The sequence below is a fragment of the Pedococcus aerophilus genome (assembly GCF_039532215.1).
Classification (GTDB): domain Bacteria; phylum Actinomycetota; class Actinomycetes; order Actinomycetales; family Dermatophilaceae; genus Pedococcus; species Pedococcus aerophilus.
This window is the reverse complement of record NZ_BAAARN010000001.1, coordinates 2,131,689-2,147,000: the sequence shown is the minus strand read 5'-3', so window position 1 is coordinate 2,147,000 and position 15,312 is coordinate 2,131,689. Positions and strand designations below refer to the sequence as shown.

The 15,312-nt window shown below is 71.9% G+C and carries 16 protein-coding genes; 9 read left to right on the top strand and 7 right to left on the bottom strand.

Annotated elements, in window-relative coordinates; all coding sequences use genetic code 11:
- Positions 1-5: 5 nt before the first annotated feature.
- The 5 genes from ABD286_RS10210 (at position 6) to ABD286_RS10190 (ending at position 5,356) form a co-directional block, all read left to right on the top strand.
- Complete coding sequence (locus ABD286_RS10210; RefSeq protein ID WP_344192803.1) at positions 6-800, top strand: HAD family hydrolase; 795 nt, start codon at positions 6-8, stop codon at positions 798-800.
- 134 nt (positions 801-934) lie between these two features.
- Positions 935-2,377, top strand: a complete 1,443-nt coding sequence (locus ABD286_RS10205; protein ID WP_344192801.1) for a sensor histidine kinase — start codon at positions 935-937, stop codon at positions 2,375-2,377.
- Positions 2,374-3,063 carry a response regulator gene (locus tag ABD286_RS10200; protein ID WP_344192799.1) on the top strand — a complete coding sequence of 230 codons (690 nt, stop codon included), beginning with the start codon at positions 2,374-2,376 and terminating at the stop codon, positions 3,061-3,063. Before ABD286_RS10205 ends, ABD286_RS10200 begins: the two co-directional genes overlap by 4 nt.
- A gap of 119 nt (positions 3,064-3,182) precedes the next feature.
- The gene (locus tag ABD286_RS10195) at positions 3,183-4,085 is read left to right on the top strand and encodes an ABC transporter ATP-binding protein (RefSeq protein ID WP_425565333.1); all 903 of its coding nucleotides are present in this window, start codon (positions 3,183-3,185) and stop codon (positions 4,083-4,085) included.
- The gene (locus ABD286_RS10190; RefSeq protein WP_344192797.1) at positions 4,082-5,356 is read left to right on the top strand and encodes an ABC transporter permease; all 1,275 of its coding nucleotides are present in this window, start codon (positions 4,082-4,084) and stop codon (positions 5,354-5,356) included. The genes ABD286_RS10195 and ABD286_RS10190 overlap by 4 nt, the downstream gene beginning before the upstream one ends.
- 55 nt (positions 5,357-5,411) lie before the next feature.
- On the opposite strand, the gene ABD286_RS10185 is transcribed toward ABD286_RS10190, so the two are convergent.
- Positions 5,412-6,020, bottom strand: a complete 609-nt coding sequence (locus ABD286_RS10185; protein WP_344192795.1) for an LURP-one-related family protein — start codon at positions 6,018-6,020, stop codon at positions 5,412-5,414.
- 41 nt (positions 6,021-6,061) lie between these two features.
- Between ABD286_RS10185 and ABD286_RS10180 the strand changes: the two genes are divergently transcribed.
- From ABD286_RS10180 to ABD286_RS10170, 3 genes are read left to right on the top strand one after another with little or no spacing between them, the layout of a single operon-like run.
- Positions 6,062-7,066 carry a DUF2332 domain-containing protein gene (locus ABD286_RS10180; RefSeq protein WP_344192793.1) on the top strand — a complete coding sequence of 335 codons (1,005 nt, stop codon included), beginning with the start codon at positions 6,062-6,064 and terminating at the stop codon, positions 7,064-7,066.
- 7 nt (positions 7,067-7,073) lie between these two features.
- Complete coding sequence (locus ABD286_RS10175; RefSeq protein WP_344192791.1) at positions 7,074-7,901, top strand: TrmH family RNA methyltransferase; 828 nt, start codon at positions 7,074-7,076, stop codon at positions 7,899-7,901.
- Between the two features lie 48 nt (positions 7,902-7,949).
- Positions 7,950-8,585, top strand: a complete 636-nt coding sequence (locus ABD286_RS10170) for a VOC family protein (RefSeq protein ID WP_344192789.1) — start codon at positions 7,950-7,952, stop codon at positions 8,583-8,585.
- A 39-nt stretch (positions 8,586-8,624) separates the two neighbouring features.
- Here the strand turns inward: ABD286_RS10170 and ABD286_RS10165 are convergent, their stop codons facing one another.
- The 3 genes from ABD286_RS10165 to ABD286_RS10155 form a co-directional block, all read right to left on the bottom strand.
- Complete coding sequence (locus ABD286_RS10165) at positions 8,625-9,026, bottom strand: MmcQ/YjbR family DNA-binding protein (RefSeq protein ID WP_344192787.1); 402 nt, start codon at positions 9,024-9,026, stop codon at positions 8,625-8,627.
- A 73-nt stretch (positions 9,027-9,099) separates the two neighbouring features.
- Complete coding sequence (gene purB / locus ABD286_RS10160; protein ID WP_344192785.1) at positions 9,100-10,509, bottom strand: adenylosuccinate lyase; 1,410 nt, start codon at positions 10,507-10,509, stop codon at positions 9,100-9,102.
- Between the two features lie 89 nt (positions 10,510-10,598).
- On the bottom strand, positions 10,599-11,438 hold the full coding sequence (locus ABD286_RS10155; RefSeq protein WP_344192783.1) for a VOC family protein: 840 nt from the start codon (positions 11,436-11,438) through the stop codon (positions 10,599-10,601).
- A 134-nt stretch (positions 11,439-11,572) separates the two neighbouring features.
- On the opposite strand from ABD286_RS10155, the gene ABD286_RS10150 reads away from it, so the two are divergent.
- Positions 11,573-12,598 (top strand): aldo/keto reductase, encoded by a 1,026-nt coding sequence (locus ABD286_RS10150; RefSeq protein WP_344192781.1) that lies wholly within the window; start codon positions 11,573-11,575, stop codon positions 12,596-12,598.
- A 78-nt stretch (positions 12,599-12,676) separates the two neighbouring features.
- Here ABD286_RS10150 and ABD286_RS10145 read toward each other — a convergent pair whose 3' ends face one another.
- From ABD286_RS10145 to ABD286_RS10135, 3 genes are all read right to left on the bottom strand, one after another.
- Positions 12,677-14,257: an LLM class flavin-dependent oxidoreductase gene (locus ABD286_RS10145; RefSeq protein WP_344192779.1), complete on the bottom strand. Its 1,581-nt coding sequence runs from the start codon at positions 14,255-14,257 to the stop codon at positions 12,677-12,679.
- Positions 14,258-14,293: 36 nt separating this feature from the next.
- A complete protein-coding gene (locus tag ABD286_RS10140; protein WP_344192777.1) occupies positions 14,294-14,683 on the bottom strand; it encodes a tetratricopeptide repeat protein in 390 nt (129 codons plus the stop codon).
- A gap of 88 nt (positions 14,684-14,771) precedes the next feature.
- A complete protein-coding gene (locus ABD286_RS10135) occupies positions 14,772-15,290 on the bottom strand; it encodes a low molecular weight protein-tyrosine-phosphatase (protein WP_344192775.1) in 519 nt (172 codons plus the stop codon).
- Positions 15,291-15,312: the final 22 nt, after the last annotated feature.

Here is a 15,312-nt window from a genome sequence, read left to right as displayed (position 1 = left end):
GACCCATGGTCCACCCCCACCTCGTCGCCCTCGACGTCGACGGCACGACGATCAACCACGCCGGAGTGCTGTCCCCCGAGGTGCGCGACGCCGTGCACGCGGTGGTCGCCGCCGGGCACCACGTGATCATCTCGACGGGCCGCTCCATCCCCGCGACGACGTACATCCTCGAGGAGCTGGGCATCCTGACCGGGCATGCCGTGTGCTCCAACGGCGCGGTGACGCTCGAGCTGGATCCCTCGCACGACAAGGGATTCCAGATCATCGAGGCGGTCACGTTCGACCCGGCGCCGGCGCTGAACCTGCTGCGTCACGAGTGGCCCGATGCCGTGATCGCGGTCGAGGACCTCGGCGTCGGGTTCAAGCTGAGTGCGCCGTTCCCCGACGGCGAGCTCCAGGGCGAGCTCACCGTGGTGCCGTGGGAGGAGCTCGTCGCCGAGCCCGTGACGCGCGTGACCTTCCGGTCGCCGACCGGCACCGCCGAGGACTTCATGGCCCTCACCGAGCGGATCGGCCTGCACGGCGTCAACTACGCGGTCGGCTTCAGCGCGTGGCTCGACCTCAACCCCGAGGGTGTCTCCAAGGGGTCCGCGCTGGAGATCCTGCGCCGCCAGCTCGGGATCGATCCGCAGTTCACGGTCGCCGTCGGTGACCAGCGCAACGACCTGGAGATGCTCCAGTGGGCGGCACGCGGCGTCGCGATGGGCAACGCCCCCGACGAGGTCAAGGCCGCGGCCAACGAGGTCACCGGCCACGTCGACGAGGACGGCCTCGTGCCGATCCTGCGCTCCCTGCTCTGATCCCACCGCGAACGCGCCCACCGCCAACGCGCGCTCCGCGAAGGGGCCCGGTCCCACCGGGGGAGCGGGCTCCCTACGGGACCTCCGACTCGAGGGGGAGGACCGGCGCGCGGCCTCCGACCTAGGGTGGACCGGTGACCGTGCAGACCGCTGCCCCCGCCACCGTGCGATCGCGGTTGGCCGCGTTCTTCGCGGTCGACGACCCGTGGTTCCGCAGCGCCGAGGTGTCGCGCTGGGACCTCGTCGTCGGGGGCGGGACGTTCGCGCTGTCGGCCGTGACGCTGGAGATGTCGCGCAGCTTCGGGGCGCTCGACAGCGTCAGCGCCCCGGTCTGGGTGCAGTACCTCGCCGTCGCGCTCGGCACGCTCCTGCTCGTCGGCCGCCGCCGCTGGCCGTTGTCCGTCGCAGCCCTCGCGGCGCTGCACATGTTCGTGGTCGGCGTGACGATGGCGCCGGTCATGGGCGGGCTGGCCCTGCAGATCGTCTACTTCGTCGCCATCTTCAGCGGGGTCGCGTGGGCCCGCAGCCGTCGCGACATGCTCGTCGTGATGGGCGGCGTCGTGCTGTTCATGTTCGTGTGGCTGGCCTGGACGTTCGCCATCGGCAGCGGCATCGACAGCATCCGCGACAGCCTCGGCGAGGACGCCTCGCGCCGCCCCGGCCTGATCAGCCCGGTCGCCGCGAGCGTCGTCATCACCGGGATCGTCAACGCCCTCTACTTCGGTGGCGCCATCATCGGCGGACAGGTGGCCTGGCGTGGGGCGCGGCAACGGGCGCGGCTCGCCGACCAGGCCCGCACCATCGCCCATCAGAGCGCCGACCGCCAGCAGCGCGCGGTGCTGGGCGAGCGGTTGCGTATCGCGCGTGAGCTGCACGACGTCGTGGCCCACCACGTGTCCGTGATCGGGATCCAGGCAGCGGGCGCGCGGCGCCTGCTCACCCGCGACCCCGACGCCGCGGGCCGCGCGCTGGCTTCCGTCGAGGGGTCGTCGCGCGAGGCCGTGCACCAGATGCGCTCGCTGGTCGGGGCGCTGCGCGAGCCCACCGAGGCAGACGCGACAGGGCCGGGCGACCCGACCCACCGTGCTCCGGAGCCCGGGCTCGCCGACCTCGCCGGCCTGGTCGACGAGGTCGAGACCCCGGGGCTGCGCGTGACGTACCAGCTCGTCGAGTCGCCCGCCGGTGCCGCGGCAGACCTCCCCGCCGCGCTCGGCCTCTCGGTCTTCCGCATCGCCCAGGAGGCGCTGACCAACGTGCGCCGGCACTCCACCGCCACCAACGCCTCGGTCGTGCTGCGGGTCGAGCGCACGGTCGGGTCGCCGTTCGTCGAGGTCGAGGTCACCGACGACGGACGTCCCGTACCGGGCTCGTCGGGGTCCGGCCTGGGACTGCTCGGCGTCCGCGAACGCGCTGCGTCCCGCCGGGCGCAGGTGGACATCGGCCCACGCATCGGTGGGGGCTTCCGCGTGCGGGTGCGCTTCCCGCTGCAGGACCTCGTGGTCGCCGACCCGGGCCTCGACGTGGATGGCGTCGCGGCCGAGCGGGCCAGCGACGCAGAGGCAGGTGCCCGGCGGTGAGCGATCGGTTGCGCGTGCTCATCGTCGACGACCACCAGCTCGTCCGGTCGGGCTTCGCCATGATCTTGTCCGTCGAGGACGACCTCGAGGTCGTCGGTGAGGCGGCCGACGGCGCGGAGGCGGTCGCGCAGGCTCGTGCGCTGCGTCCGGATGTCGTGCTCATGGACGTGCAGATGCCCGGCACCGACGGGATCGAGGCGACCCGCCAGGTCGTCGCCGAGGACCTCGGGCGGGTCATCATCCTCACGACGTTCGACCGCGACGACTACCTCTTCGACGCCCTCGAGGCAGGTGCGAGCGGCTTCCTGCTCAAGAACTCCGACGCCGACACCCTCGTCGAGGCCGTCCGCGCCGCAGCGGGTGGCCACGCGCTGCTCGCCCCTGAGGTCACCCGGCGCGTCATCGAGCGGATGACCGCTGCCTCCACGCCGGCCCCCGTCGCACCGTCAGAGCCGGCTGCCCCTCTACTCGACCCCGGGTACGCGCTGCTCACCGAGCGGGAGCGGGAGGTCGTCGTCCTCGTCGGTGAGGGACTGAGCAACGCCGAGATCGCGACGAGGTTGTTCGTCGGCGAGGCCACCGTGAAGACGCACGTGTCGAACTGCCTGGCCAAGCTGCACCTGCGTGACCGGGTCCAGGCCGTCGTCTGGGCACATCGGGCCGGTCTCATCCCCCAGGGGGAGTGACCCGAGGTCGTCGCCCCGCGGCCGGTGGGCGGCGCGCGGTGGCGGGCCCGCGGCATACCCCGCGCATTTTCCTCCCTCAGAGGGAGGTCCGGCGGGCCGGTCCTGCCTAGCGTGGAGGCATGACAGCACCAGGGGACACGATGCTCGAGACACGGGGACTGACGCGACGGTTCGGGGAGAACACCGCGGTCGACGGGGTGGGTTTCCCGGTGCCGGGCGGCGCGATGACGGGTTTCGTCGGTGGCAACGGCGCAGGGAAGACCACGACCATGCGGATGGTGATGGGGGTCCTCGGCATCCACGAGGGCGAGGTGCGCTGGCAGGGGCGGGCGATCACCGCGGCCGACCGGCGACAGTTCGGCTACATGCCGGAGGAGCGCGGGCTCTACCCGAAGCAGCCGATCGCCGACCAGCTCGTCTACCTCGCCCAGCTGCGGGGGATGAGCGGGCCGGCCGCCCGTGCCGCCGTGGTCGAGCACCTCGAACGGTTCGGGCTCGGCGACCGCCAGGGCGACCCGGTCGAGAAGCTCTCGCTCGGCAACCAGCAGCGCGTGCAGATCATCGCCGCGCTCGTGCCGACGCCGATCGCCCTCGTTCTCGACGAGCCGTTCTCCGGTCTCGACCCGGCCGCGGTCGACTCGATGGCCGACCTGCTGCGCGAGCACACCCGACGGGGGACGCCGGTGCTCTTCTCCTCCCACCAGCTCGACCTCGTCGACCGCCTCTGCGACCGGCTCGTCGTCATGGCGCGGGGCAAGGTCGTGGCCCAGGGCTCGGCCGACGAGCTGCGCTCCGGCGGCCCGGTCCGCTACCGGCTCGTCCTCGGTGGCGACGCCGGGTGGACCCGCGACCAGCGCGGGGTGCACGTCGCCGACGTCGACGGCGGCACGGCCCTGATCGAGGTGCTCGAGCCCGGCGCCGAGCAGCACGTGCTCGGCGAGGCGGCGGCCCGCGGACCGGTCCACGAGTTCCGGCGCGTCGTCCCGAGACTCAGCGAGATCTACCAGGAGGTGACGGCATGAGCACCCGGACCCCCGTCCCGCACCAGGACACAGACCTTGCCCACGACCGCGACCCGTCGCAGCGCGGGCTCGGCGACCGGCACGAGGCTCCCGTGCGCGCCGCCGGGGGGAGTGCCTGGACGCTCGTCGCCCGCCGCGAGGTGATGGTCAAGCTCACCGACAAGTCGTTCCTCATCGGGACCGCAGTGACCCTGGCCCTGATCGTCGGAGCGCTCGCGCTCCAGGTCGTCCTGAGCGGGCACACCAGCACCTCGAAGATCGCCGCCTCCTCCCCGGCCGCGGTGACCATGGTCGAGAAGCTCGCCGACCAGGCACCCGTCCTCGACGACTCGGTCAAGGTGGAGCTCGTCCGCTCGTCCTCGGACACGGCGGCGAAGTCCGCAGTCGAGGACGAGGACGCCGACGCGTGGCTGCGCCAGACGGCGTCCGGCTGGGAGCTGACCACCAGGGAGAGCGCCGACTCCTCCTTGCTCACCGTCGTCCAGCAGGTGGTGCGGGCCGACACGATCGACCGCAACGCCGATGCCGCCGGCACGACGCTGACCGCCCTCGAGCAGGGCAGCCAGGTCGCCACCACGCAGCTGGTCGGCGACGCGAAGAAGTCGCAGCTGAGCGACCTGATGGGCTTCGCCTTCGCCTTCCTCTTCTACATCGCCGCGCTGACCTTCGGCATCGCTCTGGCCAGCAGCGTCGTCGAGGAGAAGCAGTCGCGGATCGTCGAGATCATCGCCGGGGCGATCCCGTTGCGGCAGCTGCTCGCCGGCAAGATCGCGGGAAACACGGTGCTGGCCGTCGGGCAGATGGCGATCTACGTCGGGGTGGCCCTCGTCGGCCTCGCGTTCACCGACTACAGCGGCCTCATCGCCGGGGTGTCGGGGACGGTCGGCTGGTTCCTGGCGTTCTTCCTCGCCGGGTTCGTGGCGCTCTCGTGCCTGTGGGCCGTCGCCGGCGCCCTCGCCTCGCGCACCGAGGACCTGCAGTCCACCCAGACGCCGGTGACGATGCTCGTCATGCTGATGTTCTTCGGCGGCCTGTTCCTCGACGGGACGGTGCGCACCGTGGCGTCGTTCTTCCCACCGGTCTCCGCACTGCTCATGCCGATCCGCATGCTCGACGGCGGTGTCGCGTGGTGGGAGCCGCTGGTGGCGATGGTGCTGCTTGTCGGGTTCGCGGCGGTGCTGGTGCTGGCCGGGGAGCGGATCTACCGCCGGGCGCTGATGCAGACCGGCGGCAAGCTCAGCCTCAAGGAGGCCTGGCGCCTCGAGGAGTGAGCCGAACGACTGTGGCCGCTGGTCCCGGGGGGCGGGACCAGCGGCCGCCGCACGCTCAGCGGGACTGCAGCGCGTCGAGCGCGACCGCCATCGCGAGGCCGACGCGCCAGTCCAGCTGCCAGCCGTTGCTCGCCTGGGGCAGGTGGATGTCGTACCGGTCTCGCAGCGAGCGCCTGCGCTGCGAGGACAGCACGATGCTGCCGTCGGGCGCGGTGAAGTCGAAATGGAACAGGAACGGCAGCGGGATCTCGCCGACGAACGGCACGAACTCCCAGACCCGGCGCACGATGGCGACGTTCTTGTTGCGCTCGGTGCCGAACGCCTCGAGTCCGTCCGGGGTGCCGAGGTGCCACGACGAGCGCAGCAGCGACTTGGCGAAGTCCTTGCGGAACCAGCCGATCGGCGCGCCGCTCGCGTCGAACACGTCATACGTCGCGCCGAGGTCCATCCGCTGACGGGCCTTGAACGAGAACACCGGCTGCTTGCGGTCCTCGTCGGCGTAGAAGGTGACCTGCTCCTTGAACGCCATCCGCTTCTGCTGGGCGACGGCGATGACGCCACCCTCGGTGCCGGAGGCGTCCACCGTCCGGATCTCGTAGCGGTTCACCATCATGGTGATCTTCTGTCGCAGGGCGTAGTGCTCGGTCACGGCAGGCTGGCTCATGGCCGACAGTCTGCCCGACCACCGCGTGCCATCATGGCGCGATGTCCGAACTGCCGGACCCGGAGTACCTCGCCTTCGCGCGCGGACAGGCGGCTGGGTCGTCGCCGACCTACGAGCGGTTGGCGTATGGCGTGGCCTCCGACCCGTGGGCGCAGCAGGCCCTGTCGTCGGTGCCCGCCGCGAAACGGCAGCCCAACCTCCTGTTCGGGGTCGGCCGGCTGCTCGGCGCACCGGTCGGGGACCCGGAGGCCTTCCTGCGCTGGCTGCCCGAGCACTGGGACCGGGTCCGATCCGAGCTGCTGACCCGCTCCACCCAGACGAACGAGGCGGGCCGGTGCGCGACGCTGGTCCCGGCCCTGGCCACGCTGCCGCGACCGCTGGCCCTGCTGGAGGTCGGCGCCAGCGCCGGGTTGTGCCTCTACCCCGACCGCTACCGGTACGACTGGGGTCGCGGCGTGGTCGGCGACGGACCCGGCCCGGTCCTCTCCTGCGCGTGGTCCGGCGAGGCCGCACCCCCGACGACCCTCCCCGAGGTGGTCTGGCGGGCAGGGCTGGACCTGAACCCGCTCGACCTCACCGACCGCGACGACCGGCGCTGGCTGGAGTGCCTCGTCTGGCCTGAGCACGACGAACGTCGTCGCCGGCTGCGGGCTGCGGCCGACGTCGTCGCCGCCGATCCGCCGCTGCTCGTCACCGGCGACCTGGTGACCGACCTGCCGGCGCTGGCGGCCAGGGCACCGGCAGGGGCGACACTCGTGGTCCTGCACTCGGCCGTCCTGGCCTACGTCGGCGCGGCGACGCGACGGGAGTTCGTCGAGGTGGTCAGGTCGATCGGGGCGCACTGGCTCGCCAACGAGCACCCGAGCCTCCTCACTGGACTTGTGGCGGGACTCGGCACAGGACTCGGCGACGCCGTCGTGCCGCCCCGGGTCGAGGGGCCGGAGCCGTTCGCCACCGCCCTCGACGGCAGGCCCGTCGGCTGGTCCGGGCCGCACGGGCAGTCCTACCGAGCGCTCACCCGACCCGGGCCCGACCTGACACACTGAGCGCGCCATGGCTGACCTGAACATCACCTCGCCGTCCAACCCGAGGCTCAAGGCGCTCGCGTCCCTGCGCCGCCGCCGCACCCGTGAGGAGACCGGCCAGACACTCATCGAGGGGTACGAGGAGCTCACGCTGGCGCTGGACGCCGGGGTGCTCCCCGAGGCGCTCTACTACTGCCCCGAGCTCATGCTCGACGCGGCGACGCAGACACGCGTGGTCGACGAGGTGCGCCGCTCCGGCGTGGACACGGTGCTCGTCTCGCGGGCGGCGTTCGAGAAGGCGGCCTACCGCGAGGGCCCCGACGGATTCATCGCCGTCGTGCCCGCCGTCGTCCGCAGCTGCGCCGACCTCGACGTGGGCCCGAAGGCCCTGACGGTCCTGTGCGAGGGCGTCGAGAAGCCCGGCAACCTCGGCGCCATGCTCCGGACCGCCGACGCCGCCGGGGTCGAGGCCGTCATCGCCGCCGATCCCGTCACGGACTGGGGCAACCCCAACCTCGTGCGCGCGTCCAAGGGCACCGTCTTCTCGGTGCGGGTGGCCAGCGACTCGACCGCCGCGACCCTGGCCTGGCTCGACTCCAGGGGCATCGCGCTGGTGGCCACGACCCCCGACACGGACCTCGACTACACCGACGTCGACTACACCGGCCCGGTGGCCGTCGCGGTGGGTGCGGAGAAGTACGGACTCACGGACGAGGTCCTCGCCCACGCGGCCTACAAGGTCCGAATCCCCATGGTGGGCAAGGCAAACTCACTCAACGTGGCGACGTCGGCGGCAATCGTGATCTACGAGGCGGTTCGGCAGCGCGGGGCACTGGAAGCACCGCTGTCCCACTGACCACACCCGTGTCAAGAGCACTCTCCGGGGTGTGTCACGATGTCGGGTATGCGAGTTGACCATGTTTCGTATGCAGCTGAGCACGACGGCCTGCAAGCCACCGCTGCTCGCTTGGCGAAGGTCATCGGGGTGGACGCAGTCGACGGGGGCATCCACCCCCGCTTCGGCACTCGCAACGTGATCCTCCCGCTGGCCCATGACCGGTACGTCGAGGTCGTCGAGGTGCTCGACCACCCCGCCTCTGACAAGGCCCCCTTCGGGCAGGCCGTCCGCGCGCGCTCCGAGGCCGGCGGTGGCTGGCTGGGCTGGGTCGTCGCGGTCGACGACCTCGCGCCGTTCGAGCAGCGCATCGGCCGCGAGGCCGTCGTCGGCAACCGGCACCGCCCCGATGGCGTGGAGCTGCGCTGGCGCCAGCTCGGCGTCAAGGGCCTCATGTCCGACCCGCAGCTGCCGTTCTTCATCAAGTGGGACGACCCCGCGCTGCACCCCTCGACCGCGGCCAACACGCAGGTCACGATCGACGGCTTGCAGATCGCCGGCGACCCGGCCCGTGTCCGCGACTGGCTCGACATGAAGGCCGACGAGACGTCCTCGGTCATCGACTTCACCTTCGTCGCACCGCACGGCACCCCCGGGCTGCTGTCGGTCACCTTCGACACCCCCGAGGGCAAGGTCACCGTCTGACGCTGCCCCTCCTGACGCGGTCCCGTCCCGCGTCGCCGCTCACGCCTCGTCGAAGAACTTCGCGACGAGGCGTTTCGGTGCCCGGGCGGCCCACGCGTCGGTGATGACCTCCTCGAGCTCGCGACGGGTCAGCTTCCCGAGGTCGCGCTCGCGGACCAGGACCGCGTTGTAGCCGTCGAAGTGCGGGGTGGTGAACCACGGCCCGTCCGAGGCGACCAGCGCCTCCTTGTCGTCCTGGTCGGCGACCGTGACGATGATGACGTCGTCCATCCGCTCCCCGGTGTCGGGGTCGACGGCATCGGGGCGAGGCTCGCGGAAGTGCACGAACGACTTCTTCCGCACGACGTAGGCCGGGCGACCCCACGAGGTGCCCTCCTCGACCTCGGGCAGCCCGAGAGCGATGTCACCGATGTCCGCCAGCTTCGCCTTGCGTGCCGTCATGGGACGTCACGCTAGCCCCGCCCACCGACAGGGGGCGGGCCGTCGGGCAGCCCGGGGTCCTCCGACGAGCAGGTCAGTCGAGGTGGTCGACGAGCTCCGGGGCGGCACCGATGTACGTCGCCGGGGTCATCGCCGCGAGCCGGTTGGCGACGTCCTCGGGCAGGCCGAGGCCGTGGACGAACTCGCGCAGGTCGTCACCGGTGATCCGGCGACCGCGGGTGAGCTCCTTGAGCCGCTCGTACGGGTTCTCCATGCCGGCCACGCCCTGGGCGCCGAGCGCACGCATCGCGGACTGCACCGCCTCGCCGAGGACCTCCCAGTTGGCGTCGAGGTCTGCCGCCATCGCCGCGGGGACCGCGTCGAGCCCGGAGAGGCCACGCTCGGCGTTGTCGATGGCGAGCAGCGAGTGGCCGAACGCCGACCCGATGTTGCGCTGCATCGAGGAGTCGGTGAGGTCGCGCTGCAGTCGGCTGTTGACCAGCGTCGAGCCGAGCACGTCGAGGAGGGCGTTGCTCACCTCGAGGTTGGCCTCGGCGTTCTCGAAGCGGATCGGGTTGACCTTGTGCGGCATCGTCGACGAGCCGACGGTGCCCTGGCCGCGGACCTGGGCGAAGTAGCCCATCGAGATGTAGGTCCACACGTCGGTGCAGAGGTTGTGCAGGATCCGGTTGAACCGGGCGACGTCGGCGTAGAGCTCGGCCTGCCAGTCGTGGCTCTCGATCTGGGTGGTGAGCGGGTTCCACTCCAGGCCCAGGGACTCGACGAACCCGCGGCTCAGCGTCGGCCAGTCGGCCTCGGGGACGGCGGCCAGGTGCGCGCCATACGTGCCGGTGGCTCCGTTGAGCTTGCCGAGGTAGTCGGCGCCCTCGATGCGGCGCAGCTGGCGACCGAGGCGGTGGGCGAGGACCGCGAGCTCCTTGCCCATGGTCGTCGGCGTCGCCGGCTGGCCGTGGGTGTGGGCGAGCAGCGGCACGTCACGCAGGTCGGAGGCCATCGTCGCGACGGCCTCGACGAGACGGGTCGCGCGGGGGAGCCATACCTGCTGGACAGCGCCCTGCACCATGAGCGCGTAGGAGAGGTTGTTGATGTCCTCGCTCGTGCAGCAGAAGTGGATCAGCTCGGCGAGGCCGGCGTCCTCCTCGGCGGGGGCGATGGCGGTGAGGCGGCGCTTGAGGAAGTACTCGACCGCCTTGACGTCGTGGAGGGTCTCGCGCTCGATCGTCGCGAGCTCCTCGATCTCGTCGGAGCCGAAGTCCTCGACGACCTGGCGCAGCTGGACCTGCTCGGCCTCGGTGAGGGCCCGCACACCCGGGACGACCTGGTGGGTGGTCAGCCAGATCAGCCACTCGACCTCGACCCGGACCCGGGCCCGGTTGAGGGCCGGCTCGGACAGGTGGTCGACGAGCGGCGCGACGACGCCGCGGTAGCGGCCGTCGAGCGAGCCGAGGGCGATGGACGGGGTCGCGTCAGCAAGCGAAGCCATGGCCTCAGTCTCCCAGAGGATCGGACCCCTCCTGCACACCCGTCCGGGAGCACCGCAGCGAGGGCCGACCTCGACTCGAGCTGGCTGGTTCAGGTGCCGTCGGGCTCGAACTGGCTCGCCGTGAACCGCGCTCCGACGGGGTCGGCGATGAGGGCCTCGAGCGTCCAGTCCGTGTCGCGGGTGCCGATCACGGTGCCGCCGAGCCGCTCGGCCGTCTCGGCCACCGCGTCACGGTCGGCGACGGTGAAGCTCACGTGCCAGTGCGGCGTCTCGTCCGCGTCGAGCTGGACGACCCAGCCGATCGCGTCGGCGAACCCGGGCGGGGCGGAGATCTCGGCCTGTCGCTCGCGGATGGTGGGGTCCGTCGTCGACGCGAGGTGGTCGCCGTACCCGGGTCGGCGGATCAGTCTCGCGAACCCGAGGTCGGCCACCTCCCAGCCGAACACGGCGGAGTAGAACGCTGGAGCACCCTCGGGGTCCGCGGAGTGCAGGTCGCTGAAGTTCCACGCGCCGGGCACGTTGGTCACCTGCGAGCCCAACCGCCGCCTGGCCTGCCACAACCCGAAGCGCACCCCCTCGGGGTCGGCGCACAGGGCGGAGCGCCCGCCCTCGCCCGCGTCGCCGGGGGCGTCGACCACCGAGCCTCCCCTGCTCTCCACGAGGGCGACGGTGGCGTCGGCGTCGTCCACGGCGACATACGTCGTCCACTGCGGCGGACCCTCACGCTCCTTGAGCGGGGTGCCGAGGCCGGCCACGTCCTGCCCGTCGAGCTGGGCGACGAGGTAGCGGAACGGTGCGCTGTCGGGAGTGGCCTGGGTGAAGGTCCAACCGAACAGGCCGCCGTAGAAGTCGCGGGCCGTGTCGAGCTCGGCCACCTCGAGGTCGACCCAGGAGGTGACTCCTGCGGGATAGGTGCGCGGTGCGGGCATGGCATCTCTCCTTCCGGTCCTCCCACCGTACGACGACGGCCCGACACCGCATCCCGGCCGTGACGCTGCTCGGTACCCACCCCCGGTTCCCCACTGCCGAGCGGGCCGGAGCCACGCGACATACGGTGGAACCCATGCGCTACACCACACTCGGATCCAGCGGCACCGTCGTCTCCACCCAGTGCCTCGGCACGATGACCTTCGGGGCGGAGGCCGACGAAGCCACCTCCGGCGACATCATCACGGCCTACGTCGAGGCGGGCGGCACGTTCCTCGACACCGCCGACGTCTACTCGACCGGCGTCTCGGAGGAGATCATCGGGCGCTGGCTCAAGGCCCACCCCGACGACGCCAAGAACCTCGTCATCACCACCAAGGGCCGCTTCGCCATGGGCCAGGGCAACAACGACCAGGGCCTGTCCCGTCGCCACCTGCGCCAGGCCCTCGACGCGTCCCTGACCCGGCTCGACGTCGACCACATCGACCTCTACCAGATGCACGCCTGGGACGCAGTGACCCCGCTCGAGGAGACGCTGCGCTTCCTCGACGACGCCGTGAGCGCAGGCAAGATCTCCTACTACGGCTTCTCGAACTACCTCGGCTACCAGGTCACCAAGGCCGTCCACACCGCGCGCGAGCACGGCTGGACCCCACCGGTCACGCTGCAGCCGCAGTACAACCTGCTGGTCCGCGACATCGAGCACGAGGTCGTCCCGGCGTGCCTCGACGGTGGCCTCGGGATGCTGCCGTGGTCGCCGCTGGCCGGTGGCTGGCTGACCGGCAAGTATCAGCGCGACACCACCCCGACCGGTGAGTCCCGTCTCGGGGAGGACCCGGAGCGCGGCATGGAGGCGTACGGCCCGCGGAACGAGCAGGAGCGCACCTGGGCGGTCATCGACGCCGTCGGCGAGGTCGCGAAGGAGGCCGGGGTCAGCTCGGCGCAGGTCGCGCTGGCGTGGGTCGCCGCGCAGCCCGCGGTCACCTCGGTCATCCTCGGTGCCCGCAACGTCACCCAGCTCACCGACAACCTCGCGGCCGCCGACCTCGACCTGACCACCGAGCAGCTCGACAGGCTCAGCACGGTCAGCGCCCCGCAGGCGGACGACTACCCGTACGGCACCGCCGGCGTCGGCCAGCGCCACCGCTCGATCACCGTCTGATCTTCTCCACGCGACGCGAGACTCCGCGCCATACCTCCCAGGAGGGGTATGGCGCGGAGCCGTGTTCGCGGGGCCCGCTCAGCTGAAGCCGTGGCGGGAGAGGGCGGGGATGAGCTCGCGCTCCTCGTAGGACAGGTGTGAGAGCAGCGTCGCGCTGAGCAGGTCGACGGCCTCGCGCACCACCGAGGTGCCCCGCTCGCCGGAGACCATCTGCACGAGGGCGTGGTCGACCTTCTCCAGGACGTCGTGGATGACGTGGTGCTCCGCCTCGAGCCGGTCGATCACCGGGGCGAGCTGCGGGTCGCTGTGGCGCAGGTGCGGGAACACCGAACGGTCCTCGAGCGTGTGGTGGCCGGTGACGACGCGGCAGTAGGAGGCGCAGTACGCCCCGAGAGTCCAGTTGTTCTGGCGCATCGTGAGCTCGTTGATGATGTTGCGAGCGCGCCCGGCGTCCGTCTCTCCCTGGGCCACCTGCTCGACGACGTCGCGGAGGCGTTCGAGCTCGCCGCGCAGGTGGTCGTGGACGTCGACGAGGTGCTGGCCGGTCGCCTGCTGGCTGGCCGTGAACCGCTCGTCCGGGTCGACGGGCGCACTCGGCCGGGTGGACTCGTCCCAGACGTCGGCGGGCACCTGCGTGCCGGGCGCCGTCGTGGCGCGGACCTCGAGCGGCCGTCCCTGCGAGGACGGCTCCTCGGCGAATCCCCCTGCGGTGCTGGTCGGTTCGGTTCCGGTGAGGCTCTCGTCGGTCGAGCCGTCCTCGTCCGGACGGGTGGCGGCGCGTGCTCGCTCGGCGTCGACGAGCTCTCGGGTCAGCGGCGCCACCTCGGTGGCGAACCGCTCGACGTCGTCGAGGCTGCTCACCGCGAGGATGTACGTGCTCATGCCCTGGTCGAGCGTGATCTCGGCGAGCTGCTCGGCCCAGTCGCGCGGCTGGCCCTCGAGCAGTCCGGCGCCCGACCCGAACCGGCCGTGGATGTTGTAGAGCCGGCGGATGTCGACCGGTGAGCGCCCGGCCTTGACGGCCGCCTCGTCGAGGGTGGCGTTCATCGCCGACAGGGCCTCCGGCGCGGCGTACCCCATGCTCGGGAGCCAGCCGTCGGCGAGCCGACCGGTGACGCGGAGCATCCGCGGCTTGTAGGCACCGAGCCAGATGGCCACGTCGTGGGCCGGGGCCGGACCGGCGTGCAGGCCCTTGACGGGGTAGTGGTCGCCGTCGACGGTGACCGAGCCCCGACCGGACCAGAGGCCGCGGATCACGGCGATCGCCTCCTCGAGGGCTTCGACCGCCTCGCCGGGGGTGCGGCGCGGGCCGCCGGCGGCGACGATCGCGTCCCAGAACGCCCCGGTCCCGAGGCCCAGCTCCACCCGACCGCCGCTCAGCTGGTCCAGCGTCGCGACGCTGCGGGCCAGGACGACCGGCGGGCGCAGCGGCAGGTTGGCGACGTTCGGGGCCACCCGGACCGACGTCGTGCGGGCGGCGATGACCGACAGCAGGGTCCAGGCGTCGAGGTGCTTCGCCTGGTACGGGTGGTCCTGGATCGTCACCAGGTCGAGGCCGCCGACGTCCGCCGCCTCGGCCATCGCGAGGGTCTCGGGGAAGCGGTCGGCATCCGGGCTCGGGAAGATCCCGAACTCCAGCTCGTGTCCGTAGTCGGTCATCGTCGTCCTCTCAGGCGGGGTGGTCCCGGCCGGGGCTCAGGAGACCCGAGCCTCACCGTAGGCGGTGGGGCGCTCGTGGTCACCGAGGACGGCAGCCAGGGTCAGGTGGCGGCGGGCGTCGTCGTGGCGACGCTGGCGCTGCAGGGTGCGGCCGAGCAGCAGGTGCAGGTACCCGTCGTCCGGCGACTCGTCGACCAGCTCGCGCAGCACCGATTCGGCGCGGCCGAGCTGGGCGGAGCCGAAGTAGGCGCGGGCCAACGAGGTGCGCAGCGCGGTGGTGCCGTGCCCGACGTCCTCGCGGGTGGCCTCGTCGACGAGCTCCGCGAAGGCGGCAGCCGCGGACGCGTGGTCACCGCGGTCGGCGAGTCCCTCGGCGAGGGCCAGGCGGAGGCTGAACGGCGTCGTCATGCTGCTCATCGTGGTCATGCCACCGCAACATCGTTTCGTTTTCAACTATTCCGGTCTGCGGCGTAGGGACCCGCGGCGGGCGAAGGTCAGGCGCGGCGGGCGGAGGTCAGGCGCGGCGGGAGGTGAGCTCGCGCCGTACGTGCTCCACGACGCCGTCCGCCGCGGCGGTGATCTCGGCGTAGGTCTGGTCGAAGGAGCTGTCGTCGCCGTACCAGGGGTCGTCCATGTCGAGGTCGTCATCGCCGACCGAGACGGGGTCGAACGAGCGGAACATCCGGATCTTGGCGCGCTGCTCGTCGGTGCGGGCGAGCTTGGTCAGCTCACGGTGGTGGCCGGCGTCGGCCGCGAGGACGAGGTCGACCTCGTCGAACCACGACCGCTCGAACTTGCGCGCCACGTGGTCGCGGCCGCCGAGGTCCTCGTGCCCGTTGCGGGCCAGGACCGCGAGGGTGCGGGGGTCGGCGGGGTTGCCGACCTCCCAGGAGTGGGTGCCGGCCGAGTCGACGACGACCTCGTCCTGCAGCCCGGCGTCGGCGAACCGCTCGCGCAGCAGGAACTCCCCCATGGGGGAGCGGCAGATGTTGCCGGTGCAGACGACGGTCACGCGGTAGGGCTTGGCACTCATGGCGCCATTCAACCCTGCCGCG

Excerpts from the sequence above, each read along its gene's own strand:
- ABD286_RS10210 (WP_344192803.1), top strand. The coding sequence starts at position 6 with ATGGTCCACCCCCACCTCGTCGCCCTCGACGTCGACGGCACGACGATC.
- purB (WP_344192785.1), bottom strand. The coding sequence starts at position 10,509 with ATGGCTTCGCTTGCTGACGCGACCCCGTCCATCGCCCTCGGCTCGCTC.
- ABD286_RS10150 (WP_344192781.1), top strand. The coding sequence starts at position 11,573 with ATGCGCTACACCACACTCGGATCCAGCGGCACCGTCGTCTCCACCCAG.
- ABD286_RS10140 (WP_344192777.1), bottom strand. The coding sequence starts at position 14,683 with ATGACCACGATGAGCAGCATGACGACGCCGTTCAGCCTCCGCCTGGCC.
- ABD286_RS10175 (WP_344192791.1), top strand. The coding sequence starts at position 7,074 with ATGGCTGACCTGAACATCACCTCGCCGTCCAACCCGAGGCTCAAGGCG.
- ABD286_RS10155 (WP_344192783.1), bottom strand. The coding sequence starts at position 11,438 with ATGCCCGCACCGCGCACCTATCCCGCAGGAGTCACCTCCTGGGTCGAC.
- ABD286_RS10190 (WP_344192797.1), top strand. The coding sequence starts at position 4,082 with ATGAGCACCCGGACCCCCGTCCCGCACCAGGACACAGACCTTGCCCAC.
- ABD286_RS10170 (WP_344192789.1), top strand. The coding sequence starts at position 7,950 with ATGCGAGTTGACCATGTTTCGTATGCAGCTGAGCACGACGGCCTGCAA.
- ABD286_RS10165 (WP_344192787.1), bottom strand. The coding sequence starts at position 9,026 with ATGACGGCACGCAAGGCGAAGCTGGCGGACATCGGTGACATCGCTCTC.
- ABD286_RS10185 (WP_344192795.1), bottom strand. The coding sequence starts at position 6,020 with ATGAGCCAGCCTGCCGTGACCGAGCACTACGCCCTGCGACAGAAGATC.
- ABD286_RS10135 (WP_344192775.1), bottom strand. The coding sequence starts at position 15,290 with ATGAGTGCCAAGCCCTACCGCGTGACCGTCGTCTGCACCGGCAACATC.
- ABD286_RS10145 (WP_344192779.1), bottom strand. The coding sequence starts at position 14,257 with ATGACCGACTACGGACACGAGCTGGAGTTCGGGATCTTCCCGAGCCCG.
- ABD286_RS10180 (WP_344192793.1), top strand. The coding sequence starts at position 6,062 with ATGTCCGAACTGCCGGACCCGGAGTACCTCGCCTTCGCGCGCGGACAG.
- ABD286_RS10195 (WP_425565333.1), top strand. The coding sequence starts at position 3,183 with ATGACAGCACCAGGGGACACGATGCTCGAGACACGGGGACTGACGCGA.